The 25,656-nt window shown below is 70.9% G+C and carries 24 protein-coding genes; 12 read left to right on the top strand and 12 right to left on the bottom strand.

Annotated elements, in window-relative coordinates; translation table 11 throughout:
• Positions 1–190: 190 nt before the first annotated feature.
• Positions 191–967, bottom strand: coding sequence for a PIN domain-containing protein (locus tag C6N31_RS45620; protein ID WP_198357968.1), 777 nt, complete (start codon positions 965–967; stop codon positions 191–193).
• A gap of 453 nt (positions 968–1,420) precedes the next feature.
• A complete protein-coding gene (locus C6N31_RS21135; protein WP_198357969.1) occupies positions 1,421–2,641 on the bottom strand; it encodes a tyrosine-type recombinase/integrase in 1,221 nt (406 codons plus the stop codon).
• Between the two features lie 252 nt (positions 2,642–2,893).
• Between C6N31_RS21135 and C6N31_RS21140 the strand changes: the two genes are divergently transcribed.
• The 4 genes from C6N31_RS21140 (at position 2,894) to C6N31_RS21155 (ending at position 7,845) form a co-directional block, all read left to right on the top strand.
• A complete protein-coding gene (locus C6N31_RS21140; protein ID WP_307811512.1) occupies positions 2,894–3,166 on the top strand; it encodes a helix-turn-helix domain-containing protein in 273 nt (90 codons plus the stop codon).
• 115 nt (positions 3,167–3,281) lie between these two features.
• Positions 3,282–3,575: a hypothetical protein gene (locus C6N31_RS21145; RefSeq protein WP_138357617.1), complete on the top strand. Its 294-nt coding sequence runs from the start codon at positions 3,282–3,284 to the stop codon at positions 3,573–3,575.
• Complete coding sequence (locus tag C6N31_RS21150; RefSeq protein ID WP_198357970.1) at positions 3,572–5,836, top strand: hypothetical protein; 2,265 nt, start codon at positions 3,572–3,574, stop codon at positions 5,834–5,836. The genes C6N31_RS21145 and C6N31_RS21150 overlap by 4 nt, the downstream gene beginning before the upstream one ends.
• Positions 5,837–6,207: 371 nt before the next feature.
• Positions 6,208–7,845, top strand: coding sequence for a TROVE domain-containing protein (locus tag C6N31_RS21155; RefSeq protein WP_198357971.1), 1,638 nt, complete (start codon positions 6,208–6,210; stop codon positions 7,843–7,845).
• 7 nt (positions 7,846–7,852) lie between these two features.
• Here the strand turns inward: C6N31_RS21155 and C6N31_RS21160 are convergent, their stop codons facing one another.
• The 3 genes from C6N31_RS21160 to C6N31_RS21170 form a co-directional block, all read right to left on the bottom strand.
• Positions 7,853–8,710, bottom strand: a complete 858-nt coding sequence (locus C6N31_RS21160) for a PhzF family phenazine biosynthesis protein (RefSeq protein WP_138357614.1) — start codon at positions 8,708–8,710, stop codon at positions 7,853–7,855.
• 84 nt (positions 8,711–8,794) lie between these two features.
• Complete coding sequence (locus tag C6N31_RS21165; RefSeq protein WP_138357613.1) at positions 8,795–9,721, bottom strand: tyrosine-protein phosphatase; 927 nt, start codon at positions 9,719–9,721, stop codon at positions 8,795–8,797.
• Between the two features lie 110 nt (positions 9,722–9,831).
• Complete coding sequence (locus C6N31_RS21170) at positions 9,832–10,635, bottom strand: SDR family oxidoreductase (protein ID WP_138357612.1); 804 nt, start codon at positions 10,633–10,635, stop codon at positions 9,832–9,834.
• A 94-nt stretch (positions 10,636–10,729) separates the two neighbouring features.
• On the opposite strand from C6N31_RS21170, the gene C6N31_RS21175 reads away from it, so the two are divergent.
• A complete protein-coding gene (locus C6N31_RS21175) occupies positions 10,730–11,041 on the top strand; it encodes a 4a-hydroxytetrahydrobiopterin dehydratase (RefSeq protein WP_198357972.1) in 312 nt (103 codons plus the stop codon).
• Between the two features lie 28 nt (positions 11,042–11,069).
• Here the strand turns inward: C6N31_RS21175 and C6N31_RS21180 are convergent, their stop codons facing one another.
• Positions 11,070–11,237, bottom strand: a complete 168-nt coding sequence (locus C6N31_RS21180) for a hypothetical protein (protein ID WP_381586773.1) — start codon at positions 11,235–11,237, stop codon at positions 11,070–11,072.
• Positions 11,238–11,401: 164 nt separating this feature from the next.
• Entirely contained in the window at positions 11,402–12,427 is a 1,026-nt protein-coding gene (locus C6N31_RS21185; protein ID WP_244809149.1) for a Gfo/Idh/MocA family protein, read from the bottom strand.
• 170 nt (positions 12,428–12,597) lie between these two features.
• Between C6N31_RS21185 and C6N31_RS21190 the strand changes: the two genes are divergently transcribed.
• From C6N31_RS21190 to C6N31_RS21200, 3 genes are read left to right on the top strand one after another with little or no spacing between them, the layout of a single operon-like run.
• Positions 12,598–13,866, top strand: coding sequence for a multidrug effflux MFS transporter (locus C6N31_RS21190; protein WP_138357609.1), 1,269 nt, complete (start codon positions 12,598–12,600; stop codon positions 13,864–13,866).
• A 16-nt stretch (positions 13,867–13,882) separates the two neighbouring features.
• Entirely contained in the window at positions 13,883–14,080 is a 198-nt protein-coding gene (locus C6N31_RS21195; RefSeq protein ID WP_138357608.1) for a hypothetical protein, read from the top strand.
• Positions 14,046–15,146, top strand: a complete 1,101-nt coding sequence (locus C6N31_RS21200; RefSeq protein WP_198357973.1) for a serine hydrolase domain-containing protein — start codon at positions 14,046–14,048, stop codon at positions 15,144–15,146. The genes C6N31_RS21195 and C6N31_RS21200 overlap by 35 nt, the downstream gene beginning before the upstream one ends.
• Here C6N31_RS21200 and C6N31_RS21205 read toward each other — a convergent pair.
• Positions 15,143–16,336: a YncE family protein gene (locus C6N31_RS21205; RefSeq protein WP_138357606.1), complete on the bottom strand. Its 1,194-nt coding sequence runs from the start codon at positions 16,334–16,336 to the stop codon at positions 15,143–15,145. The two genes, C6N31_RS21200 and C6N31_RS21205, sit on opposite strands and share 4 nt — an antisense overlap.
• The gene (locus tag C6N31_RS21210; RefSeq protein ID WP_164294705.1) at positions 16,336–17,121 is read right to left on the bottom strand and encodes a polysaccharide deacetylase family protein; all 786 of its coding nucleotides are present in this window, start codon (positions 17,119–17,121) and stop codon (positions 16,336–16,338) included. The genes C6N31_RS21205 and C6N31_RS21210 overlap by 1 nt, the downstream gene beginning before the upstream one ends.
• Before the next feature lie 209 nt (positions 17,122–17,330).
• Between C6N31_RS21210 and C6N31_RS21215 the strand changes: the two genes are divergently transcribed.
• Entirely contained in the window at positions 17,331–18,023 is a 693-nt protein-coding gene (locus C6N31_RS21215) for a CDP-alcohol phosphatidyltransferase family protein (RefSeq protein WP_232485478.1), read from the top strand.
• A gap of 41 nt (positions 18,024–18,064) precedes the next feature.
• Here the strand turns inward: C6N31_RS21215 and C6N31_RS21220 are convergent, their stop codons facing one another.
• The gene (locus C6N31_RS21220; protein WP_138353807.1) at positions 18,065–18,520 is read right to left on the bottom strand and encodes an FAD synthase family protein; all 456 of its coding nucleotides are present in this window, start codon (positions 18,518–18,520) and stop codon (positions 18,065–18,067) included.
• 229 nt (positions 18,521–18,749) lie between these two features.
• On the opposite strand from C6N31_RS21220, the gene C6N31_RS21225 reads away from it, so the two are divergent.
• From C6N31_RS21225 to C6N31_RS21235, 3 genes are all read left to right on the top strand, one after another.
• The gene (locus C6N31_RS21225) at positions 18,750–20,021 is read left to right on the top strand and encodes a glycosyltransferase family 4 protein (protein WP_138353806.1); all 1,272 of its coding nucleotides are present in this window, start codon (positions 18,750–18,752) and stop codon (positions 20,019–20,021) included.
• A gap of 66 nt (positions 20,022–20,087) precedes the next feature.
• On the top strand, positions 20,088–21,761 hold the full coding sequence (locus tag C6N31_RS45215; protein ID WP_187144846.1) for a tyrosine-protein kinase domain-containing protein: 1,674 nt from the start codon (positions 20,088–20,090) through the stop codon (positions 21,759–21,761).
• Positions 21,758–23,059 carry an MATE family efflux transporter gene (locus C6N31_RS21235; RefSeq protein WP_138353805.1) on the top strand — a complete coding sequence of 434 codons (1,302 nt, stop codon included), beginning with the start codon at positions 21,758–21,760 and terminating at the stop codon, positions 23,057–23,059. The genes C6N31_RS45215 and C6N31_RS21235 overlap by 4 nt, the downstream gene beginning before the upstream one ends.
• Here C6N31_RS21235 and C6N31_RS21240 read toward each other — a convergent pair.
• Together C6N31_RS21240 and C6N31_RS21245 are read right to left on the bottom strand one after the other, a co-directional pair.
• Positions 22,964–24,451 (bottom strand): O-antigen polymerase, encoded by a 1,488-nt coding sequence (locus C6N31_RS21240; RefSeq protein WP_232485466.1) that lies wholly within the window; start codon positions 24,449–24,451, stop codon positions 22,964–22,966. The genes C6N31_RS21235 and C6N31_RS21240 overlap by 96 nt on opposite strands.
• 29 nt (positions 24,452–24,480) lie before the next feature.
• On the bottom strand, positions 24,481–25,653 hold the full coding sequence (locus C6N31_RS21245) for a glycosyltransferase (RefSeq protein WP_138353804.1): 1,173 nt from the start codon (positions 25,651–25,653) through the stop codon (positions 24,481–24,483).
• Positions 25,654–25,656 lie beyond the last annotated feature (3 nt).

Consider the following 25,656-nt stretch of genomic DNA (forward strand, 5'->3'; position numbering starts at 1 on the left):
ACATCAAGAATAGCTCCTAGGTCCCGCAATGTGATCTGATGCGTCCGGGCCGTCAGCGGGGTGCGTGGTGGCAACCAGGGCGGGACAGGCGGGCGATAGCGGCTCTGTTTCTCGCCTGGATCGTTGTCAGCCGCAAACCGAGGAGTGGAACGATCGGGAGCGACATGGGCTCGGATGGCCCCGGGCCGGTTTACAACGTCTCAGCCGACTCGGGGCCGTCGCCTTCTTCGGAGAGGTCGAAAGTGATGGCGGCCATGTTGGCTGCCCTCTCCATGGCGGTCAACCGCTCGATCTGGTACTTCTCATCCAACTTTCGGGCCTTCAGCCCCCAGGCTAGCGCCCGTGCCCGCATCCCGTTGTCACCCGTGACCACCGTGACGGGAGTTGGGGCAATGGCTTGCTGCAGATAGCAGGCACGGGAGACGATCTCGTCGTCGTTGTTCGGCAGCCGCAAATGTCCGGGCTCGTCCCGCATCACCTCGACAACAGTTCCCTCCGCGACCACGGCGTGTCCCTCGGTCTCGATTGCCGTCAGCGTCTCCTCAAGGAGAGCGAATACGGCCCGCGCGCGCTTGCGGACACTGGCACTCTCGGCGAACGACTTCTTGTCGATCTCGTCCACCACGACGTGGGGGATCACCACGACCGTGCCGGCTCCGAATACCCGTTGCCAGGGGATCTTGTCGTATCGCATGTAGTGCAGCAGGTCGTTGGTGTCCAGTACCACGGTCCGGACCTGGTGGCCCTGGTACCTCTGCTGCATCTCTCGCAGCTCATTGGCGAGCTCCATGAAGAACGTCCGCAGTTCCTGGAATTCTCGGTTTAGCAACTGCACCAAGCGTTGAGCGCCCGGTTCAGCGTGCACGATGGAGCTATACCGTTCCCCACGCATGCGCGCCGCGATGGATCGGTCGGCGAACACAACCGAGAGTTCCGTGGCGGCCTTCAGCGTCCATTCGTCGTACACTCGCCGCGCCCGCGATACCCCCTCATCCAACTCATAGCGCTGTGACCCGACCGCGCTCGGGGAGCTCATCTGATAGTGGGGTACGGAGATCTGGACATCGTTGAGGCCCTGCTGATTCAACGTGTCCAGGAACCTGATTGCCTCGTCACAGGTTGTGCCAGGCCTCAGTAGCATCGGTGGCTCCTTGCCTCCAGGGCCGTCAACACCGTTGAGGACAGCCCTAAGTCACATCGTCCCATTCTGTTGCAAGTCTCAGTGTGTCTTTGCGGAAGCTAGCTGTTCCGTGGCCACCGAACCCTTGGACGCCGAGTGTCGTGCCTGATCGTGGCGCGCATGAGAGGAGTTGAACGGCGAAGGCCGCGGACTTGGATGGGAGGCAGCGCAGGTCAGTTCGGCGAGCTGCTCTCGTCGATATTGGTCGCGGCAGCTCGGCGGAATGACCGGACGACCGTCTCAAGGCCACGCGCAGGGGCTATATGTTTCGAAGCTCCGTGCAGACGGAGCCAACGGGGTAGAAGGTCCGAATGCGCTGCTGAATGTCGATACTGTTACGCCTTCCACGGCCATGGGCGGGTGAGCATATGTCTGCCAGGTCTGGGAGAACTCGCCGTGTCGGGAGAGGGCTTGTACGGTCTTCGGGTCGTGCTGGCCGCAGGCCCCGAGCCGCGTTGTGTAGAAGTGCTTGAGGTCGTGGAAGCGCGTGCCCGGTGGCAGGTCGGCGAGTTGAAGGGCGATGTGCCACTTCCTGTTGAGGTCGGTGCGCTGGACAGGTCGGCCGAACCTGTTGGTGGTCAGCAGTCCTTCGTCCGGTGCACTGCAGTGACCGGCGGATAGCTGTCCGCCCGCAGCACGAGCCCGCGTGGCCGGATGGCCGAAGCGGGCAAGGTGATCGGTCAGGCGCTCGATGAGGAAGCGGTCTACCGGCAACGTCGCATAGCTCGCCTTTGTTTTGAGCGGTGCTGCGCGGCCGCGCTGCCGTTGCTCGCTGATCTGAAGAAGATTTGCGGACCAGTTCACTTTGGATGTCTTGAGGCCAAGGGCTTCGCCTGTACGCAGGCCTGCGCACGCAGCGAGCCAGACGAGGATTTCGTAGCGAGGTTCTACGTGTCGCATGGCGGTCGCCAACGCTGCTACCTGTTCTTGGGTCAGGGCGATTGTGACCCGCGGGTCGCAATCCGGTAGTTCGATGCGAGAGACGATGTTCGATGGCAGCGGGACGTCTTCGTCGAGCATGTAGCCGATCAGGATGCGCCAGGTCTTGAAGACTTGGATGACCGTGTGCGGGGAGTCGATGCCGGGCTTCTCCAGGAGGTAGTCCACGAATGCGGTGGAGTCCCTTCGCCGCAGCGTGCGGGAGACGCGGTTGCCGATGAACGGCAAGACATGGTTGCGCAGATGGCTGTCGTACGTGTCGACGGTATTGACCCTTTTATTGCGCCGCCGCTTGCGGTCAATCATCTGCGTTGCGAAGTACTCGACGTTGCGGTTGCCGGCGTCCAGATGGCTCCAGGTGTTGCTGCGGATGGCTTCGTTTACTTGTTCGAGGTAGGTGCGCGCATCCTCATAGGCGGTGAATCCGGGGCTACGTCGTCGGCCGGTGGGGTCCGTGTATCGGGCCTGCCAGCGTCGGCCCCGCCCGTGCTCTGCCGACGGCGACAGGGATTGATCACCCATGTCGCAATCGCAGAGTGTGTCGCTGTGTCCTGGTTGAGGGTGCTCGAGATGCCACCGGTCGTACGGCGCGAGGCGGGTCTTCTCGTCGGGCGCGGGGCAGGTTCGTTCGCGCCCAGAGCTTGCTGCGGCAGCGCTGGCCCGCGGCGCACGCGAATACCTTGTGGTTTCCACGGTCGGAGCATTTCCATAACGCAGCGTGATTATGCACAGCTGTTCATGGCCTCACGGCGACGAGAACGGTCGAGTCACTGTGTGTCATCCGCAAGCCCCGACCTGCCCGATCCCCAGCTACTGGCCATCGGTATGCAGATCCGCCGACTACGCGAGGAACGCGGATACAGCCTGGAACAGCTCGCCGAGCGTAGCGGCCTGAGCTTTCGCGGTCTGATCTACATCGAGCACGGTCAGAGAAACGCGAGCACGCTCACCCTCTTGCGGATCGCATCAGGACTTGATGTCCATTCAGGGAAACTGTTCGATGGCCGCTCGCACGATGCCACCGACGGACTTGCACCGGAGATATAGTCGAAGCTGCAGTGGTCGTCTTCCGAGCCTGAAGCGGCCGCCGGACGCGGGAGCTCGAGCCTGCTGTGGGCACGGGCGTGGCGCTGGTCTCCGCCGTCCCTATCTGCTGCCGGTGGTGTCGATGCTGTTGGGGGTCGTGGGGGAGCGGGTTTCGAACCGTGCGATCGACCTCATCGAGAGCACCACCCGCCGGAAGATCGCGCGCCTGCTCGAGAACCACCGCCGGGACCCGGCCGATCCCACCGACGCGGAGGGCGAGCCGGAACAGCTGGGCGCGGATGAGGAGCGTCAGCTCCATGCCGTGTTGCTGGGCTGGGGAGTCGGGATGCGCATGGAGGCGGACGCGGCCGGGCAGCTGGCGGACTCGGTGATCGAGGCGCTGCTCCGGCGGGGGAGTGAGGACCGGTGAAGGACCCGGCCGGCGCTGTCGCACCCGCGCCGCCACCCGGTTCCGGGGCCGGATCGCCGGCTCCCGAGGGCGAGGCGCCGACAGCCCCGTTACCCGAGCACATGTCAGGGCTCTTCTCGCCGACCCGGGCGCGGTACCTGCTGCTCGTGGCCGTGCTGCTGCTTGCCGGTGCCTTCGCGGGACAGATCATGCACAACGTGCTCCTGGGGAGCTCGTGGGGCGCCGCGATGTCCCGCTGCCTGGGGGAAGCGCCGACCGCCGGTACGCCGGCGGAATTCAGCGACTATCTGCAGAACTGCACCGGTCCGGCGGAGCAGCGTCGTGCGCTGGTGTCGCTGGCGGGGGCGTCGGTGGTGATGGCGCTGGGGGTGGCGTGTCTGTGGGTGCTGCCGCTGCGGCTGCTGCGCCGGGCGGGACCGATGAGCGTGGCCTCCGCGCAGTGGCAGGAGCACGCGGCGTCGGTGGCGGCGGAGATGAGGGTCAAGCGGGTGCCCGAGGTGATGTGGGGATCGGCGTGGCTCAACCAGCCCTTCACCGCGGGCCGCCCGGGCCGGATCAGGATCGTCCTGCCGCTCGGGGTGCGCGCTCTGCCACCGGCGCAGGCGGACGCGATCCTGCGGCACGAGGTCGCGCATGTCGCCGCGGGCGATGTGACGCTGGTCTGGCTGACCCGCGGGGTGTGGTGGGCCCTTCCGCCGGTGCTGCTGGTGCCGGCGGCCGGCATCGTGCTCCAAGTCTGGCTGCAGACACGAAGGAACCCGCTCGTCCCCACGTTCAGCCACGGCTTCCTCTGGGAGTACGCGCTGCGCGCGGGCTTGCTGCTGGCGGTCGCCGCCCTGGTGTCGCAGCTCGTACTGCGCTCACGGGAACACGAGGCCGATCTGCGGTCCGTACGAGGACGGCCCACCGCGGGACTGGAGGCGCTGCTGGCCGGGCAGCCACCGCGAACCCGGACATGGCTGCAGCGGGGCCTGGCCAACCACCCCGCGACGGAGAGCCGGCTCGCCGTTCTGCGACGCGCACATCTGCCGCTGCGCGTCTCACTGCTCGACGCCGCGGTGATCGGACTGCTCAGCGCCATGGCCATGGACGCGGTGACGAACATGGCGGAGACCGGGTTCACCGGCACCCCCCTGATTCCGTACGCCCGCCTGACCGGCGCGCTGGTCGCCGGATCGCTGCTGGCCGTCGGCTGGGGCGTCGCGGTCTGGCGCGGCATCCTGGCCGACCGGGCGGCGGCGCCGCTGCCGCGACTGGCCCTTCTGGTACTCGGCATCAGCATGGCGGCGGGACTGCTGGTGCAGCTCGAGCGGACCGGCACGGCTGCGAGAGGGTCGTTGTTCGGCTGGAGCCTGGTGGGCACGGTGCCGTTGCTGACACTGGGTGCGGGGACATTGAGCGTGGCGCTCGCCCGGCTGTGGGGGTGGCGGCGTGGGGGCCCGCACGGGTCTTCGTGGGGATGGGGGGCCGCTGTCGGCGCCAATGTCGCGCTGTTCGTCGGCGCGTTGCGGATCGGGCAGGACGGTGCCCTGTTCTTCGCGGCGCTGGGGTGGAGCCACGTGATCGACGTGATCGAGCTCAGCGGCCTGTACTCGGTGTCGGCGGCCTCGACGGCGCTGGGTCTCGGCGGTGTCGCCCTGCTCGCTCTCCGGTCGGCTCTGCGCCCCGATCACGCGATCGGTCCGCCCGGCCTGCCCGGACGGATACCCGCACTGCCCGGACAGATGCCCGGCCTGCCCGGACGGATACCCGCACTGCCCGGACAGGAGCAGCGGATCAACCTGTACGCGGTCACGCTGGGCGGGGTCGCCGCCGCTGCGGCCGTGGCGACCCGCTGGGCCGTGGAACCACCGCTCGCCCGGCACAACGCCGTGTACAGCACCCAGTTCGACTGGTGGACCGCGGTATGTGCGGGGCTCGTCTGCCTGGTGGTGCTGCTGACCCTGCACGGTGCCGGCGGGCTCGGCGACGCCCTGTACGCGGCGCCGCTGGCAACGATCCTCGCGGCGGGCCCCTTGTGGGCGCGCCACGCCACTTCGTGGCATCACCCCTGGGGGGCGGCCGAGCACTACGCGATCGGGCCGTTGGCACAACTCGCCCTGTTCCTGCTCGTTCTGGCGGTCCCGGCCGCGCTCCTGCCGACCTACAGGATCCGGCAGCGCCGGGCGACCCTCCTGGGCGCCCTGCTGACCGCCGCCCTCACCACTGCCGCGGTCCTCGCGCTGCTCCGCTCCGGGACCGGGCTGCTGGAGCTGACGTAGCCGTCCGGGCCGGGCGGCATAAAAACCGAGTGAATCCACGGCGGTTGGTCATTAGAGTCGGGCATGTCCAGGTGCGCAGGCCGGGGTTACTTCCAATGGTAATGGTGGTGTCGCGGGTTCGAGTCCCGTCGCCGGTTGTGAGACCGGTGTAGCTCAGTTGGTAGAGCACATTGTCACCTCAGCCGACTCTGATCTCTGGACGCTTGTTCTCTGCACCTCCCGGTGCGAAGGCGACGGTTACTTCTCTGGTTGAAACGCGTTCGCGCGTGGGGTTCACATCCCCTCGACCGCCGCCAGGACTGATCTCGGGAGGCAACAACACCGGCATGTCCGGTGTGTGGCGCCTCCCCTCCTTTGTGAGGGGTTTCTTCATGTCCCGTTTCAATACCCGTACGGCCAAGCCGTCCGTTGTCTCGCCCGTGACCAGCTCGGGGGAGCGGAGTGTCACGCATCAGGGTGGAGCCGGATATCTGCGTGATGCCAAGAGCGAGCTGTTCCTGCTCGCGGTCGCGAACTTCGTTGCGCAGGAGTCCTTCTACGAGACGGGCGGGCAGCGCGACGACCGTTTCAGCGCTCTGGTCCGGCAGCTCGCTGTCGAGGACCCGCTGTGGACGGCCGGGCTGCTCGGGTGGCTGCGGGGGGACGGCAACATGCGGACGGCGGCGATTGTCGGGGCCGCGGAATTCGTCAAGGCGCGGCTCGAGGACGGGAAGGGCGAGACGGCCGTTCCGGGTGTTTCCAACCGGGCTGTCGTCGATTCCGTGCTGCGGCGTCCTGACGAGCCCGGTGAGCTGCTCGCGTACTGGACCGCTCGGTACGGCCGTAATGTGCCCAAGCCGGTCAAGCGCGGTATCGCGGATTCGGTGCAGCGGCTCTACAGCGGGAAGTCGCTGCTGAAGTACGACACGGCGTCGAAGGGTTACCGGTTCGGCGACATCCTCAATCTGGTGCACGCCGCGCCGGACGCCGGAAAGGCGTGGCAGGGCGAGCTGTTCCGCTATGCGCTCGACCGCCGGCACAACCCCGACACGGCGGTGCCGCCGGCGTCCAATCGGACGCTGACCGCGCACCGCGCGCTGATGGCGGTGCCGGTCGCGGAGCGGCGGGCGCTGGTGACCGGGCCCGAGGGGGCGGCGCGACTGGCGGACGCGGGGATGACGTGGGAGGCGCTGGCGGGGTGGCTGCAGGGGCCGATGGACGCCGCCGCGTGGGAGGCCGTGATCCCGTCCATGGGATACATGGCGCTGCTGCGCAATCTCCGGAACTTCGACGAGGCCGGGGTGAGTGACGAGGTCGCCGAGGGGGTCGCGAAGCGGCTCGCCGACCCGGAGCAGGTGGCGCGGTCGCGTCAGCTGCCGATGCGGTTCTACTCGGCGTACAACGCGGCGCCGTCGCTGCGCTGGGGCTACGCGCTGGAGAAGGCGCTCACCGCGTCGCTGGCCAACATCCCGGTGCTGGGCGGCCGGACGCTGGTCATGGTGGACACCAGCTCGTCCATGGAGGCCGGTTTCTCCCGGGACGGCACGCTGATGCGCTGGGACGCGGCCGCGCTCTTCGGGATCGCGCTGGGCCAGCGGTGTGCCGATGTCGTGTCGTTCTCCAGCGCCCGCTACTACGTCAGCGACAAGCCGGGAGCGCGCACGAAGGCGTTCCCGCAGCCGCGGGGCGAGTCGCTGCTCAAGGCCGTCGGCCGGTGGAAGGACGGCGGCTGGTTCCTGGGCGGCGGCACGGACACCGCCGCCGCGCTGCGACTGGAGTTCAAGGGGCACGACCGGGTGGTGATCGTCACCGACGAGCAGGCCGGTACGGACACCCAGGAGGTCACCGCGGCGATCCCGGCCACGGTGCCGATGTACACCTGGAACCTCGCGGGCTACCGCGCCGGCCACGCGCCGTCCGGCAGCGCGAACCGCCACACGTTCGGCGGGCTCACCGACGCGGCGTTCCGCACGGTTCCGCTGCTGGAAGCCGGGCATGACGCCAAGTGGCCCTGGGAGAACAAGGCCTGACGAGACATCAGGCCGGGATGACGGCCCCCGTTCCGCTGACGCGGATGCGGGGGTCGTCCGCCCGCAGTTCGACGGTGAGGACGCCCGGGCGGCCGAGGTCGTCGCCCTGGTGGAGGGTGAGGACGGCGGGCGCGGTGACCAGCTTCCGGTCGCGGAGGTACGCGCCCAGTGCCAGGGCGGCCGCGCCCGTGGCCGGGTCCTCGACGACGCCGCCGACCGGGAACGGGTCCCGGACGTGGAAGACGGAGTCCGAGGCGCGCCACACCAGTTGGACGGTGGTCAGGTCGAGGCTGAGCATGAAGGCGGCCAGCCGCTCGAAGTCGTAGTCGAGCGCGGCCAGCCGCTCACGGGTCGCGGCGGCGAGCACGAGGTGGCGGGCGCCGGCGTAGGCGATCCGGGGTGCGAAGGCGGGATCGAGGTCGGCGGCCGGCCAGCCGAGGGCTTCGAGCGCCTCGGTGACGGCCGCGTCCGGGATCTCCTCGACCTTCGGCTCGACACTGGTGAGCGTGGCGCGCAGCGCGCCGGAGGCGTCTGCGGCGACCGTGACCGGAACCTCACCGGCGGCTGTCGAGAACAGCAGGTCACCGACACCGATCCGCTCGCCGAGGGCGACCGCCGTGGCGACCGTGGCATGGCCGCAGAACGGCACTTCGGCCTTCGGGCTGAAGTAGCGGACGGTGAGGGAGCGCCCCTGCGAGGCGGTGATGAAGGCCGTCTCCGAGTAGCCGACCTCGGCGGCGACGGCGAGCATCTCCGTCTCGCCGAGGCCGGCGGCGTCCAGGACGACACCGGCCGGGTTGCCCCCGGCCGGGTCGTCGGAGAAAGCGGTGTAGCGAAGCACCTCGGTGCCGTGAATCGACGTCATGACCTGCACCAACGACGACCACCGCCGCGATGTTCCCGCGCCCGTACAAGGACTTCGTCCGCACTTCGTGGGGGCCTTCGCGGGTCAGGCGACCAGCCGCAGGCGCAGCCGTACGAGCGTCGACGGGTCCAGGCCGAGGCCGTCGGTCAGGAAGCGGCCGAAGGATCCGTAGTCGTGCTCCGCCTGGTCCCGGAAGGCCGCGAGGTACTCCGTCCTGACCTCCTGGAGCGGGATGAGGAGGTCAGGGTTCCGCATCAGGCCCAGCTGCTTGACCTGGTCGCGCACGGCCCGGTCGGCGGCGGCGCGCAGGTCGTTGGAGAGCAGGTAGTCGGCGGTGGTCGTGGACTGCGGTACGCCGACGGCCCGCAGGACCGTGTCGATCAGTACGCCCGTACGGTCCTTGCCCGCGGTGCAGTGGACCACCACCGGGCCCGTGGAGTCCGCGATCCGGCGGATCGCGGCGCCGAGGGCGGCGCGGTTCGCCGCGGACGTGACGAAGCCGCGGTAGGCGGTCCGCATCCGCTGCGCCGCCCGGTCGCCGCCGAGGGCCGCTTCCTGGGCGGCCGGGTCGGCACTGCCGACGACCTGCGCGATGAACAGGTAGAGGCCGGTGTCGTCGACGGGCAGCGCGACCGGTACCGGTCCGGCCGGCAGCCGGTCGGCGCCGTCGACCCGGACCTCCGAGGGGCTGCGCAGGTCGATGACGGCGCGCAGTCCGAGCCCGGCGAGCGCGGTGACGCCGGCCGGCGGGAGCTTGGCCAGGCTCTCGGTCCGGTAGAGGGTGTTCCACCGGGTGGTGGCGCCGTCGTAGGTGCGGTAGCCGCCGGTGTCCCGGGCGTTGACGGTGCCGGGGACGGTGAGCACCCGGCTGTGCGCCGTGGCCGGTGAGGGTGCCTGGGATTTTCGGGCTGCCGGAGGGCTCGTCCCCGCCGCTTGGGCGGCGGGGACGAGCGGTCCTGCGAGGACGAGTGCGAGGGCGAGCGCGGTGGCGGCGCGTGCTCCGGTCCGCATACGGGGGTCCCTTCCTGGTCGGGAGCGGGACCGTAGCGCGAGGATCTTGAGAGCGGAACAGCCTTGCTGACGAATAGTCAACAAACCGCCGTCCGGCGGAGTCGGGCCGGTCAGCCGCGCCCGATGTACGGCATCGCCGTCGCCATCACCGTCGCGAACTGCACGTTCGCCTCCAGCGGCAGCCCGGCCATGTGCAGCACCGTGCGCGCGACGTCGGTCACGTCCATCACCGGTTCCACCGCCGTCGTGCCGTTGGCCTGCTGGACCCCGGTCGTCATCCGGGCGGTCATCTCGGTCGCCGCGTTGCCGATGTCGATCTGGCCGCAGGCGATCCGGTACGCGCGGCCGTCCAGGGACAGCGACTTCGTCAGACCGGTCATCGCGTGCTTGGTGGACGTGTACGCGACGCTGTTCGGGCGCGGCACATGCGCCGAGATCGAGCCGTTGTTGATGATCCGGCCGCCCTGCGGGTCCTGCTCCTTCATCGCTCGGAACGCCCCCTGCGCGCACAGGAACGCGCCGGTGAGGTTGACGTCGACGACCGAGCGCCACTGCTCGTATGTGAGGTCCTCCAGCGGCACCGGCGGCCCGAACATCCCGGCGTTGTTGAACAGCAGGCCGAGCGGCCCGAAGCCGCTCCGCACCGACGCGAAGAGCCGGTCGACGTCCTCGGGCCGGGTCACGTCCGCGGGCACGACGAGGGTGCGGCCGCCCGGCGGCGCCCCGGTGTCCCCGGCTGCCCCCGCGTCCCCGTCCGGCCGAGCCGCCGCCAGCCGGGCCGTCTCCTCCAGCGCTTCCTGACGGCGGCCCGCGAGCGCCACCGACCAGCCGGCCCCGGTCAGCGCCAGCGCCACCGCGCGCCCCACGCCGGATCCGGCGCCCGTCACCACTGCCACCTTCTGGATCTCACTCATGGCATCGCAGGGTATGCGGTGCGAGGATGGAGATCAGCGCAGCCCCGAAGGTGACCGCAGCCCCGAAGGTGACCACCGTCCCGCAGGAGGCCCTATGCCGATCGTCGACCCGCTGTCCGACAAGGAGATCGCCGACCGTCTCGCGGAACTCCCGGGCTGGGAAATCTCCGCGGACGGTACCGCTCTCGTCCGTACGTACCGGCTGGCGCACCTGGCCGCCGCGATCCTCGCGGTGCACATCGCTCAGGTGCAGGCGGAGCTGGACCACCACTCGGATCTCACCCTCGGGTACGACACGCTCGGCGTGTCGATCACCACGCATTCGGCCGGCAGCCGGCTGACGGCGAAGGACTTCGGTCTGGCCGCCCGCATCGCGGCCATCGCCCCGGCCCACGGAGCGCAGTAGCCGGCCCTCAGGGCGCAGAAGGCGACGGTCAGCCGAACCGGCGCAGCAGGGCGGACTCGGCGGCGGTGAACGCCTCGTCCGTCAGTATCCCGTCGCGCTTGAGGTCGCCCAGTTCGCGCAGCCGCCGCAGCAGCGCGTCCGGGTCCTCGGCGCGGTCGGAGACCTGCGCCGGGACGGCGTCCTCGGGCGACGGCACCGGCGGCTCGGCCCCCGGTCACGGCCCGGGACGATACGGATGACCTTGTCGTCGAACGTCCAGGTCCCGTCGTGCGTCAGCAACTCAGCCATGGACCCGATCCTCATTCTCCGGGCGCCGCGCACCGGGTCCTCCGGAGGATCCCGACGACCCTCACCGACCCGTCACTCGCCCGGGTACCGCACCCCGATCCGCTCGCGGACCGCGTCCAGGGTGCGCATGACGGCGAGCGTCCCCGCCAGCGGCACGAGCGGCGACTGGGTCTCGCCGGCCCGCAGGCACCGCATGACCTCGGCGGCCTCGTGCCGCAGGCTGTCGCGCTCCGGGACGTCGGTGACCTCGGAGAGCAGGTACTCCCGGGGCTCGTGGCCGTCGCGGTGGAGGGTGAAGCGGTCGGGGTGGAAGTAGCCGTGCGGGATCTCGATGCGTCCCGTGGAGCCGGTCACCGAGGCGGTGACGGGAGTGCCGGAGGTGATGGAGCAGCTGAGGAGGGCGACCGCGCCGCTGTCCCAGCCCAGGACGATGCCGGTGTTGTCGTCGACGCCCTCGGGCGTGAGGTGGGCGGTGGCCCGGACGGTGTCGGGCTCGCCGAGCAGCAGGTGCGCGAAGGAGACGGGGTAGACGCCGAGGTCGAGGAGCGCGCCGCCGGCCTGGGCGGGGTCCCGGAGCCGGTGGTCGGCGGCGAACGGGCCGGCGATCCCGAAGTCGGCGTGGACGGTGGTGATCTCGCCGATGGCGCCGTCCCGTACGAGCTCGGCCATGCGCAGGATCAGCGGGTTGCAGTACATCCACATGGCCTCCATGAGGAAGCTGCCGTGGTCGGCGGCGAGGGCGGTCAGCTCCGCGGCCTCGCGGACGTTGACCGTGAACGCCTTCTCGCACAGCACGGCGCGGCCGGCCTCCAGGCACAGCCCGGCGGCGGCGCGGTGCGCGGAGTGCGGGGTCGCGACGTAGACGACGTCGAGGCTGTCGTCCTGGGCGAGCTCGGCCCAGCTGCCGTAGGCGCGGTCGATGCCGTAGCGGTCGGCGAAGGTCTTGGCGGAGCCGATGCTGCGGGAGCCGACCGCGGCGACCTCGGCGTCCGGCAGGGTCAGCAGGGCCTCGGTGAAGGTGGCGGCGATGCCGCCGGTCGCCAGGATCCCCCACCGGATCGGCCGGCCCGCGCCTTCCGCGCCTTCCGCGCCGCCCACAGCGCCACCCGCGGGTCCGGACGAGCCGGAAACGCCTTCTATGCCGTGTCCGCCGTCTGCGCCATGCTCGTCGTGCCCGCTGTGCACCATGCGTCCGCCCCATCAGGTCTCGACCACGTGTGTATGCCTGAAAGGATAGGCAAGGATTCAACGATTATCGGGGGTGCCCCATGCAAGAAGCCGGTCCGAGCGCCGACGCGCGCATATCCGACGCGCAACGGCTCACCGCGCAGCGCCGTACCGGGTGGCTCGTCACGCTGGTGCTGGGCGGGCTGACCGCGCTGGCACCGCTCTCGATGGACATGTACCTGCCGGCCCTGCCGAAGGTCACCGACGCGCTGCACAGCCCCGCCGCGACCATCCAGCTCACCCTCACCGCCTGCCTGGCCGGCATGGCGCTCGGGCAGCTGGTCGTCGGGCCGATGAGCGACAAGTGGGGGCGCCGCCGGCCGCTCCTCGCCGGCATGGTGGTCTACGTCATCGCCACCGCCGTCTGCGCCTTCGCGCCCAGCGCCGAGCTGCTGATCGCCTTCCGGCTGTTCCAGGGCCTGGCGGGCGCCGCGGGCATCGTCATCGCCCGGGCCGTCGTCCGCGATCTGTACGACGGCGTCGAGATGGCCCGGTTCTTCTCCACCCTCATGCTGGTCTCCGGGGTCGCCCCGGTCATCGCGCCCGTCATCGGCGGCCAGGTGCTGCGGCTCACCGACTGGCGCGGCGTCTTCGGCGTTCTGACGGTGATCGGGGTGCTGCTCACCCTGCTGGTCTGGCGGCAGCTGGACGAGACCCTGGCCCCGGCGGACCGGCACAGCGGCGGCCTCGGCCAGACGCTCTCCGCGATGCGCGGGCTGCTCGCCGACCGGGTCTTCACCGGCTACATGCTCGCGGGCGGCTTCGCCTTCGCCGCGCTCTTCGCGTACATCTCCGCCTCGGCCTTCGTCGTGCAGGACATCTACGGCGCCTCCCCGCAGACCTTCAGCCTGCTCTTCGGCCTGAACTCGGTCGGTCTGGTCGCGGTCGGTCAGCTCAACGGCAAGGTGCTGATCGGCCGGTTCAGCCTCGACAAGGCGCTCGGCGTGGGCCTCGCGGTCATCACGCTGGCCGCCGTGGCGCTACTGGTCATGGCCTCCGGGATGTTCGGCCGGGTGGGACTGGTCCCGATGGCGGCGGGCCTGTTCGTCCTGATGTCGGCCATGGGCCTGGCGCTGCCGAACACGAACGCGCTGGCGCTGATGCGCACCAAGCACGCGGCCGGCTCCGCGTCCGCCCTGCTCGGCACGACCTCGTTCCTCATCGGCGCGGTCGTCTCGCCGCTGGTCGGGATCGCGGGGGAGCACACGGCGGTCCCGATGGCGGTGGTCCAGCTGGCCTGCGCGCTGATCGCCGTCGGATGCTTCGCCGGGCTGTGCCGCCCGTGGCGTCGTAGGGTGGATGCACCGTAGTCATCTGGAGGCAGGAATGTCCGAGCCGATCGACGGGAACCGCTGGGCGTTCAAGACCGCCGACAGCGTGCTGCACACCGGGTCCGAGAACGCGGTGGATCCGGAGGACCTGGTGATGCTCTCCGGCCGCGAACCCACTCCCGCCCGGATCGAGAGGGCCCGCAAGGAGCTGGAGGAGCATGGCGCCGCCGCTGTCGAGAGGTACCTGCCCTGAGGCCGGCCTCGACGCCGGGGAACTGCGGCGGCTCGTCCCCGGGCTGAGGACGGCCCTGGAGCCGTCGCCCGTCCACCCCTGGTGCGCGGGCGCGGTCGTGCTCGCCGGGCGCGGCCAGGTCGTCGCGCTGCACGAGGCGGTCGGCTGGGCGGTGCGGTACGCGGGCTACGACGCGGCCGCCGACCGCGGTGTGGAGCTGCCGCCGGAGCGGTGGGTGCCGATGCGGCCCGACACGGTCTTCGACCTGGCGTCCGTCAGCAAGCTCTGCACAGCCGTCGTCGCGGCGCGGCTCCTGGACCTCGACCGGCCGGTGGCCTCGTACGTGCCGGAGTTCGCCGCCGCGGGCACGGCGGACATCACCGTACGGCAGCTGCTCGACCACACCTCCGGCTTCCGCCCCGAGCTGCCGTTCTACGACCTGCCCACCCCGGCGGCCCGGCTGCGGCTGCTGTGGGACGAGCGGCCGCTGCACCCGCCCGGCACCGTCCGGATCTACTCCGACCTCAATCTGATCGCCCTCCAGCAGGTACTGGAACGGGCCACAGGAACGCCGCTGGACGTCCTGGTCAGGGACGGGATCACCGGGCCGCTCGGCATGAAGGACACCGGCTACAACCCGCCCGCCGCCCTGCTGCCCCGGATCGCCGCGACCGAGGACCAGCGGCGGCCCTGGGGCAAGCTCGACCGCGGCATGGTGCACGGCGTCGTCCATGACGAGAACGCCTACGCGGCGGGCGGGGTCAGCGGGCACGCCGGGCTCTTCTCCACCGCGTGGGACCTCGCCCTGTTCTGCCGGTCGCTGCTCGACGCCGGCGGGCCCTACCCCGGCTTCGAGACCGACCAGCCGGGCCTGATGGGCGAGCTGGCCGGCCACGGCGCCGTCGGGCACAGCGGTTTCACCGGTACGAGCCTGGTGATCGATCCCGCCACCGACACGTTCCTGGTGCTGCTCACCAACTCGGTGCATCCCAGCCGTACCTGGCGGGAGGGCAGCGCGCCCCGGGCCGCGGCCGCCACCTGCCTGGCCCGGAGCGTCCTGAAGGCCTCGGGGACCCCGGGGTCCTAGCGGAAGATCCCGGTGTGGCCCAGCGAGTAGCGGCCGGGCTGCGGGTAGACGGCCAGGCCGTGCGGGCCCGAGCCGACCGGGATCTTGGCGATCGTGTGGCCGTCGCTGGTGTCGATCGCGTAGACCTCGGCGTTGTAGCGCCCCGACAGCCACAGCACCTTGCCGTCCGCGGACACCCCGCCCATGTCGGGGCTGCCGCCGCCCGGGATCTCCCACTTGTGGATGAGCTTGTTGGTGGCGAAGTCCAGCACCGACACCGACCCCTCGCCGCGGTTGGAGATGTACATCGACTTGGAGTCACGGCTGACGTAGAGGCCGTGGCAGCCCTTGCCGGTGGGCATCAGATACGGCTTGGAGAACGTGTCGCCGTGCAGCACCCACATGCCGTCGGCCATCATGTCGGCGATGTACCAGGTCTTGCCGTCGGGGGACATCTTCACGTCCTGCGGCATCGCGCCGTCGAACGGCAGCCGCTGCTGGCCGACGATCTCCATCTTCTCGGTGTCGACCTTGAGCAGCTCCGCGGAGAACTCGCAGGAGACGATGAAGTACCGGCCGTCGGGCGAGAAGTCCGCGTGGTTGACGCCGTAGCAGGACACCGGGACGGTCTTCTTGACCTTCATGCTGTGCGCGTCGCGGAAGACCAGCTCGCGGTCGAGGGAGGCCATCACCACCGCGTACTTGCCGTTCGGGGTGAAGTACAGGTTGTAGGGGTCGTGCACCTGGACGGTGGAGCCGGCCCGGCCGGTCGCCGGGTCGATCGGGGTCAGCGAGTTGCCGACGTCGTTGTTGACCCAGAGCGTCTTGAGGTCCCAGGACGGGACGACGTGCTGCGGCTGCTCACCGACCGGGATCGTCTCGATGACCTTGTACGTCGCCGGGTCGATCACCGACACCGTGTTGGAGTTGGTGTTCGGCACGTACACCCGGGACGGGAAGTTCTTCACCACCGGGGAGAGCGCGTTGGGGCGGTCCGCCGCGTAGACGTCCTTCGGGTCGAGCACCGGCGGCATACCCGGCAGCCCCTGGGGCAGGATCTTGGCCGGGGCCGACCTGACGGCGGCCTTGGTGGCCGCCGGGGAGGGCGCGTGCTGTTCGGTGCCGTCCTTCCCGCAGCCGGCGGTGGCGGTCACGAGGGCGATGGTGGCGGCCAGCAGGACGGCGGGGCGCACACGGTTCACAGGACGCATCAGGTCAGTAGCTCCGTCGTGGTCACGGCGCGCAGCCCGCGCCGTTTCAGGTCGTCGAGGATCCCGGGCAGTGCGGCGATCGTGCCGGCGTACCCGAAGTGCAGGCTCACCACGGATCCGGGGCCGACGTCCTTGGCCACCTTGGCCCGGACGGCCCCGGTTCCGGGTTCGGTGAAGTCGAGGGAGTCCACGTCGTACGCGAGGACGTGCTCGTATCCCGCCTGCCGGGCGAGGCGTTCGACGAGCGGGGTGGCCAGCCGGGCCTGGGACGGCCGGAACCAGCGGCCGGGCGAACCGGTGAGCTTGCGCAGCCGGTCCGCGCAGCCGGTGATCTCGGCGGTCGCGGCGGCCGCGCCCATCGCGCAGATGTTGCCGTGGGTCTGGGTGTGGTTGCCCAGCTCATGACCGCCGTCGAGGATCCGGCGGGCGAGTTGCGGGTACTGGTCCAGCCACTCGCCGACGGCCAGCACCGTCAGCCGCGCCCCGGCCCGCTCCGCCTCGGTCAGCAGGGCGGTGGCGATGGCCGGTTCGCCCCGGCCGTGGAAGGTGAGCGCGACCTGGGGGCGGTTTCTGGGCCCGTGCTCGATCTGCGCGGGCAGGCCGGGCGGCAGCGGTGGCAGTGCGGGGTGAGCGGAGGAGGGTGCGGCGGGCGGGTGCTCGGGGGGCGCCTGGCTGGCCGCGGGGTCCGGGGAGGCCCCGGCGGCGGAGGGCCGGCCGTCCGCACAGCCGGTGAGCAGGGCTCCGGCGGCGGCGACCTGCAGCACGGTACGGCGGGTCATGGACATTGAGGACCACTTTAGGGCGCAATGCCCGATCTTTTGATGTTATTGGGGCGGCGCGGCGCGTGGCGGAGTCGGCTGACATGATGTGGACCCGCGGTACGCGAGCGGCCATTGGTGTGCCAGGGGTATGCCGCAGACAGGACGACGTGGGGGGCTACGTGGCGGGAACAACGGCAGTTCGGGAGGCCGGTTTCGGCGCCGCGCTGCGAGAACTGCGCACCGCGCAGAAGTCGGCGAAGGGCGTGTCGCTGTACTCGCGCTACATCAACCGGCCGGCCGGCCGGGTGCTCGCCGCGGCTGCCTACCGGGTCGGACTCACACCCAATCAGGTGACGCTGGTCAGCATGGCCTTCACCTACGGCGCCATCGCGGCGGTCGCGCTGGTGCGCCCGTCCTGGACGCTGTCGGTCGCTGTCTACCTCGCGCTGGTGATCGGCTTCGCCTTCGACTCGGCCGACGGCCAGCTGGCACGGCTGCTGCGCCGTGGCAGTCCGGCGGGGGAGTGGCTGGACCATGTGGTGGACTGCGGGAAGATCACCGGCGTGCACGCCGCGGTGCTGATCTCGTTCTACCGCTTCTTCGATCTGCCGGGCGAGGGTTGGCTGCTGCTGCCGCTCGGCTTCCAGTTCGCCGCCGTGATGATCTACGTCGGCGGGCTGCTGACCGAAAAGCTCAAGCCGAAATCCGCGCCCGGATCCGCGCCGGCCGCCCCGTCGCGGATCAGGGCCGTGGGCCTGCTGCCCGTCGACTACGGGGTCTTCTGCGTGGTCTTCCTGGCGCTGGGCGGCGGACGGGCGTTCCTGTACGCCTACGCGTTCCTGGGCGGGGTGTACGTGCTGTTCCTGGGCGCGTTCCTGGCGAAGTGGTTCCGCGAACTGAAGGCCGTGGGCGCCCCGGCCTCCTGATCCCCCGCCGTCCGATCCCCGGCTCCGGGGAGTCGGGCCGTTCAACCGTGGCGCTCGGCGCCTTCCGGGGTGACGGGCTCGGTGAGTACGTCCAGCGCCCGGCGCAGCTGGGTGCTGGACGTGTGCACGGTGTACGGGAAGTACACGACCTCGACGCCGACCGCCGCGAAGTCCCGCTCCAGGCGGGCGCCCTTCTCGGTGCCGCGCCAGTCGTCGCCCTTGAAGATGACGTCGAAGCGCACCTGCTGCCAGGTCTCCACCTTGTCGGGGACGGTCTCGACGAAGGCCGCGTCCACGAAGCGCACGCTGCGGACGATCTCCAGCCGCTCGATCAGCGGAACCATGGGCCGGCGCCCCTTGGCCAATTCGGCCATTTCGTCGGAGACGACGCCCGCGACGAGATAGTCGCACTGGCTGCGGGCATGCCGAAGGATGTTGAGATGCCCCACGTGGAAGAGGTCGTAGACCCCTGGCGCGTAGCCGACACGGTGTGCCACGAAACGACCCCCAGCCGTACTGCCCCGCCCGGTAATGCCCAAGGCGATGGTGAGTCTCCGACGATAGCCGGACGTCGCAGATACTAAGCGACGATTTGCGAAACGAAGACCGGCTGGAATCGTCAACATGTAGCACCGGTGAACAGTTAGGGTGGACGCTTGGTCACTTCTGGGGGGAACGGGGCGCGCCGTGTCGGCTCTTGACAGCTTTCGCCACAAACGGCTGTTCTTGGTTTCAACCAATTACGCGCCGGAACACACCGGTATCGGGCCGTACGCCACGCAGATCGCCGAACACTGGGCCGCGGGCGGGGCCGACGTGGCGGTGCTCGCCGGTATGCCGCACTACCCCGCCTGGGAGACCGACCCCGCCTACCGGGGTGTCTGGCGGACCGAGGAGGAGCGCGGCGGGGTGCGGGTGTACCGTCGCCGGCACACCGTGCCACCGCGCCAGACCGCGGTGCGCCGCGCCCTGTTCGAAGCGTCGGTGCTCGTGCACGGACTGCTCGCGCCGCCGCGCGTCCGGCCCGACGTGGTCGTCGCGCAGCTGCCCAGCCTGGCCGGCGGCGTCCTCGCGGCGCGCACCGCCCGGCGGCACGGTGTCCCCTATGTCCCCATCGTGCAGGACCTGATGGGTGCCGCCGCCAAGCAGAGCGGCATCAGCGGCGGGGACCGGGCGGCGGCCGCCGCCAGCGCCGTCGAGGCGTACGTGCTCAAGCGCGCGACGCTGGTCGGCGTCATCCACGAGAGCTTCACCGACAAGGTCGCCGCGCTCGGCGTACCGCGTGAGCGGATACGCGTGGTCCCCAACTGGTCGCATGTGGCGCGCCCCTCGCGGCCCCGCGCCGAGATGCGCGCCCGGCTGGGCTGGCGGGAGGGCCAGACCGTCGTCCTGCACTCCGGCAACATGGGACTCAAGCAGGGCCTGGAGGTGCTGGTCGAGACCGCCCGGCTGGACCCGGCCGTCCGCGTCGTCCTCATGGGGGACGGCAACCAGCGCGAGCAGCTGCGCGCACTGGCCGGCGGAATGCCGAACCTGGAGTTCATGCAACCGGTCGACGACGCGGACTTCCCCGACGTCCTCGCCGCGGCCGACGTCCTCGCCGTCACCCAGCGCGCGTCCGTCCTCGACATGAGCATCCCCTCCAAGCTCACCTCGTACTTCGCCACCGGCCGGCCGGTCGTCGCCTCGGTGGCCGCCAAGGGTGGCACGGCGGAGGAGGTGCTGCGCTCCGGCGCGGGCGTCCTGGTGGCGCCCGAGGACCCGCACGCGCTGCTGAAAGCGGTGCTGACACTCGCCGAGGACCCGGAGTCGGCCGACGCGCTGGGGTCCAACGGACCGCGCTACGCCGACGCGCACCTCAGCCGCACCGCGGGCCTGGACCGGATCGACGCCCTCGTGGCCGAGGCCCTGGACACCGCCCCGCGGGCCCCGTCGGCGCCACCAGTACCATTCGCGGAATCCGCGCAGGCCGCGGAGCCCGCACATTCGGACACCTGATCCGGTGACGAACGCGCATAATGAGCGAGCGCATGGGGAGCGCGCGCCTGAGGGGGTTTCACGCACGTGATCGAGCAACATGACGAACCGGACCTGTTGCGCGACCAGTTCCGCCAGCTGATCCGCTACCGGGCACTGATCGTGGCCGGAGTGCTGATCGGGCTGCTCGGCGGCGCCGCGCTGGCGCTGTCGGGAGCGGACAAGTACGTCGCGACGAGCGAGATCACCGTCCGGGCCGCCTCCGTGAACCCGTTCGCCACCGGTGCCACCCCCGACAAGATCCTGAACATGGGCTCGGAGCGGCAGACCGCCGCCAGCGGCGTCGTCGCGGAGCGCGCGGCCAAGGCGCTGGGACAGCCGGAAGCGGCCACCGAACTGCTCGCCAACCTGCAGGTGACCAACCCCCCGCAGACCACGGCACTGGACTTCGCGTACACCGGCCACAGCCCTCAGGAGGCGGCGGCCCGGGCCAACGCCCTCACCCAGGCCTACCTGGACAACCGGCAGCAGCAGACCGCGTCGAGCATCACGATCATGGTCAACGGCTACAAGACCCAGCTGGACCCGCTGGTGAAGCAGTCCGAGGCGCTGCGCAAGTCGATCGAGAAGCAGAAGGACCCGTCGAGCGTCGCCACCAACACCAACGCGCAGACCAACCTGCTGGGCCGGATCTCCGAGCTCAACGGCAAGATCAGCGAACTGAAGGCCCTCGACACCACCTCGGGCAACGTGATCCGCACGGCCGTCCCGCCGACCTCGCCCGCCGGGCTCGGCCTGCCGATCTCCCTCGGCCTGGGCCTGGGCGTCGGTATCGCCATCGGCCTGCTCGCCGCCTGGGTGCGGCTGGTCTTCGACCCGGCGGCCCGCTCCGACAGCGATGTGGTGCGCGCGCTGCGGGCCCCCGTCCTCGGGACGCTGCCGCGGGTCCGCGACAGCCGTGAACCGGCTCCGCTGCTCGCCCTCGACAACACCGAGAGCCGGCTCGCCGAGGCGTACCGCTCGGTGGCCTTCCGGCTCGCGTACGACCAGCGGTTCGCCGACCGCCGGCGGCTGCTGGTGGTCGCGCCGCGCGGCTCCAGCGAGACCGCCACCGCCGTCTCGGTCAACCTGGCCGCCTCCTTCGCCGAGACCGGCATGGAGGTCCTGCTCATCGAGGCCGACCTGCGCACCCCGACGCTGGCCGACCGGCTGCGCTCCGGCGACGGCTCCCGCCCGGCCTGGGCCCGTACGCCCTCGGTGGGCGACGGCGGCTGGCCGGCCGGGCACCAGATCTCCATCGACGCCGGTGAGTCCGGCTCCTTCGACCTGGTGCCGGGCCGCCGGGTCCGCAACGTCGCCCGCGCGCTGACCTCGGTACCGGCCACAAGGCTCATCTCCGAGGCCGACGCCCCGAAGTCCGCGGTCATCGTCCACGCGCCCGCCGTGCTCGCCTACGCCGACGCCCTCGCACTCGTCGACCGGGTGGACGGCGTCCTGGTGGTCTGCGACCCGCGCGAGGTGCACCGGGCCGACCTGGAGCGGGTCCGCGAACTCATCAGCGGCGCCGGCGGCACCGTGCTCGGCGCGGTGCTGCACTCGTCGGGCAGCACCGGATTCACCCTGCCGTGGCGCCGCAACGAGGACCGTACGGCCCCCCTCCCCATGGCTCCCGCGGAGGACGCCGGCAGCGCCCCCGCGGCCACGGCGACGGACCTGCTGGAAGCCGTCCTCCCGGAACCCGAACGGTCGCCGGTGTCATGAGAGTCCCGGGGGCGAAAGCCTCCATAGCGTGCTCCGTCGCGGACCAGGGAGTGTCGGCGCTCACCAACATCCTGGTGCTGGTGGTCGCCGCGCGGCTGTCCAGCGCCGCCGGGTTCGCCGTCTTCTCCATGGTCTACATGGTCTTCACCATCCTGCTCGGCGTCGGCGTCAGCTACGTCGGCCAGGCGCTGGTGCTGGTCCGCGGCGAGGACCGGGTGATCCGGGCCGCCTGCCGCTCCGCGGCGGTCTTCACCGTCGTCGCGTCCACCGTCATCGGGTTCACGGCCGCGGCCGTGCTGGCCTTCGTGCCCGGCGACACCGCCGCCGCGCTCGCCGTGCTCGGGCTCATCCTGCCCATCGCCCTGACCCAGGACGGGATCCGCTACTGCTTCTCGGCGCTGCGGCTGCCGCACTACGCGCTGGCCGCCGACCTCGTACGGCTCGCCGTCGCGCTGCCCGCGCTGGCGGTGCAGCCGCACGGAGCCGGCCCCGCCCGGCTGGTGGCCGTCTGGGGCCTGTCGGCGCTGCCCGCGCTGCTCACCGCCATCGCCCTGCTCGCCCCGCTGCTCCGCGGCCTGCCCGCGGACCTGCGGACGTATGTGCGCCGCGGCCACCTCGGGCAGCGCTTCGTCGTGGAGTTCGGCGTCGGCAACGGATCCAGCCAGTTGGCGATCCTCGGCCTCGGGCTGTTCGCCACCCCGCTGGCGGTCGGCGCGCTGCGCGGCGCGACCACCCTCTTCGGACCGCTGAACGTCCTGTTCAACGCCTCGACGGCCTTCGGCCCGCCGCTGCTGAACCGGACGGAGAGCGTACGCGGCCAGGTCCGCGCCACCGCGGTGCTCGCCGCCGTACTGGCCACCGTCGCCGCGAGCTGGGCGACCGTGCTGTACCTGCTGCCGGACCGGATCGGCAGACAACTCCTCGGCGACACCTGGCCCAACGCCGCCCATCTGCTGCCGGCCAGCGGCAGCCAGTACACCGCGATGGCGGTCGGCACCTGCGGACTGCTGACGCTGCGGGTGCTGCGCCCGCGCACCACACTGCCGATCCAGGTGGTCTTCTCCCTGGCGGCGGTGGCGTTCATGCTCACCGGCTACGCGCTGGGCGGGGTCCTCGGCGCGGCCTGGGGCCTGGGTCTCGGCTCCGTCGCCAAGGCGGTCGCCACCTGGCTGCGGATCGGCTCGGTCAGCGCCTCGGCGGCGTCAGCGCAGGAGCTTGCGCGGGTCGGTGCGGAAGGAAGCGACCATGGCCAGGCACAGCACGGCGATCCCGATCCGGCCGGAGGCCTGGAGAAGTGAACCGCGCAGCAGGATGAAGGAGTAGCCGGCGATCAGCGGCACGATGATGGCCGTCATGTCGCCCGGCCGTCCGCCGTCCGCGGTGCGCAGCGCGTACCGCCGGTCGCCGCGCGCCGCCAGGTAGCCGACCCCCAGGAAGCCGCCGGTCATCCCGAGCGGTCCGAAATCCAGCCACAGTTCGGACCACAGCGGTGAGGAGAGGTTGGTGTTCTTGTTGCCCATCCACTCGCCGAGCATGATGCCGGTGTCCAGTGCCTTGTCGGGCCAGGCGGAGCGGGGCACGTAGAAGAAGACCGCGGCGGCGAGCTGGCGGCCGTAGGTGTGGCCCGCGCCGGAGTGCACCTCGGTGATCGCGTTGGCGAACATCACCGTCTGGTCGTAGTCCTTGCGCGCCAGCGGTTCGAGGACCGAATTGGTCTCCATGGGCCTGTAGTCGGCCGCGTCGTAGCGGAACCGGTCCATGAAGGGGAACACCAGCAGCGCCGCGACGACGCCCAGGGCCAGCGCGGAGCGGTACATCACGGGGCTGCGCGGGAACGCCGTGAACAGGAAGGAGAACAGCACGGTCAGGAACCAGAACCGGGCGTTGGATATCGGGTTGTTGACGACGATGTTCAGCCCGGCGGTGGCGATCCACAGCAGGATCGGCAGCGGCCGCCGGCGCGCGATGCGCGAGGTCACCAGCCAGCGGGTGAGGAAGAGCAGCGCCAGCAGCGCCGGTACCGTCCCGAAGCCGCGCAGCGTCGCGGAGCCCGCGTGCGAACCGGCGGTGGCCACCCCGGTCTCCGCGAGGGTGTCGCTGATCTCCTGGCGGCTGCTGAACAGCACCGCGGGCCCGCCGAGTTTCATGACGTAGTAGCTGCTGGCCACGAACGCCAGCAGCACCAGCAGATACAGCCGGCGCGGGCTCACGGAGGCCGCCGGGCGCTCCTTGCGGCCGGTGCGCACCGGGCGGTGCCGGGCCAGCAGGACGCCGACGTCGAAGGCCACACAGCCGACGAGGGTCAGTGCGAGGGCCGCCGACAGATCGCTGCGCGGGCCGACCAGCGGCGTCGGGACGCGGCCCAGGACGAGCTGGGCGAGCGAGGCGACGCCCATGGCCGCGTAGACGAACAGCCAGAACGACCCCTGGATGAGCCGCCGGCGGCGGGTGGTGAGGATCATCGACGACAGCCGGGCCCCGGCGTAGCAGGTCAGTGCGATCTGCAGCCAGTACGCCTCGTCGTGCACGCCCGCGCCCGGCTGGAGGGCCACGGTGGCGGGCAGGAAGACGACCAGGCCGAGCACCAGCGGCACGGCCAGGGCACGGGACAGCACGGCCCGGGGGGACACCGCGGGCACCTCGGGCCGCCTGGTGCGCGTCTCGGCCACCCGTGTGTCGACAACCGCCATGGCTGCAGTCCCCCTTCCCCGCTACCCCGTCAGCGTCGCACGTCCGCGTACACCTTTTGCAGGTGGTCCACGATCGCGTCGATGGTGAAGGAGTCATGGATCAGCCGCCGGGCCGCGACGGAGGCCGCCGCGTGCACCGCCGGGTCGAGCAGCTCCAGGATCGCACCGGCGATCCGGGCGCCGTTCTCGGCACTGTTCCCGCCGCCGGTCTCCTCGCGGCTGTCCACGAGCCGGCCCGCGCCCGCCGCCTCGATGTCGGGGGCCAGCCCGCAGGTCTTCGTGACGACCACGGGTGTGCCCACGGACATGGCCTCGGCCGCGGACAGCGAGAACGATTCCTGGATCGACGGGATGACGTAGACGTCCGCCCGCCGCAGCTGCTCGTACACCGCGGTCCTGTCGAGCGCGCCGACGTACTCCACCGACCCGTCGACCCCCAGCGCGCGGGCGCGGGCCAGGGTCGCCTCCAGGCCGCCCGTGTCGGGCCCGGCGAGCACGAAGCGCGCCTCCGGGTGCTTGCCGAGCACGCCGGGGACGGCCTCGATGAAGTCCTCGGGCCGCTTGGCGGGGTGCACCCGGGCCAGATACAGCACGGTGGGCGGCCCGCCGTGCGAGGAGGCCCGCAGTTCCGGGCGGTACTCGCCCTGCGGTTCGACGCCGTTGGCCAGCCGTATGGTGTTGGTCAGTTCGACCGGTTCCACCACGGCGTTGACGTTGCGGCGCTCGGTCTCGGTGAGGCACAGCACCGCGTCGGCCCGCCGCAGCACCCGCCGCACCCCGAACGCGTCGGAGATCTTGGCGGGCAGCCGCTCGGTCGGGTCGATCATCCCGTGCGTCTGCAGGACCAGTGGCCGGCCGCACTGCAGGGCGGCGAGCGCGATCGGCAGGGTGACGAGGTCCCGCATGAGGTGGACGTGCACGACGTCCGCCGACTTCACCAGCCGGCGCGCCCTGGCCAGCAGTGACGGGGAGGTGATCCCCGCGACGCCGAACCGCCGGATGAGGTGCCGGGCCTGGAACAGCTGCGCCGGTACCCCTTCCACCTCGGTCGGCAGCGGCCCCTCGAACTCGTCGCCGAGGGTGACCAGCCGGGCGTCGACCCCGCGCTCGATCAGCCCGCGCGAGAGGCTGAGCGCCACCCGCGTCGGACCGCCGAAGGCGTGGCTGGGTGTGTGCAGCGTGACGGCGTGCAGGACCCGCATACC

This window comes from Streptomyces fildesensis, assembly GCF_016107395.1.
GTDB lineage: Bacteria > Actinomycetota > Actinomycetes > Streptomycetales > Streptomycetaceae > Actinacidiphila > Actinacidiphila fildesensis.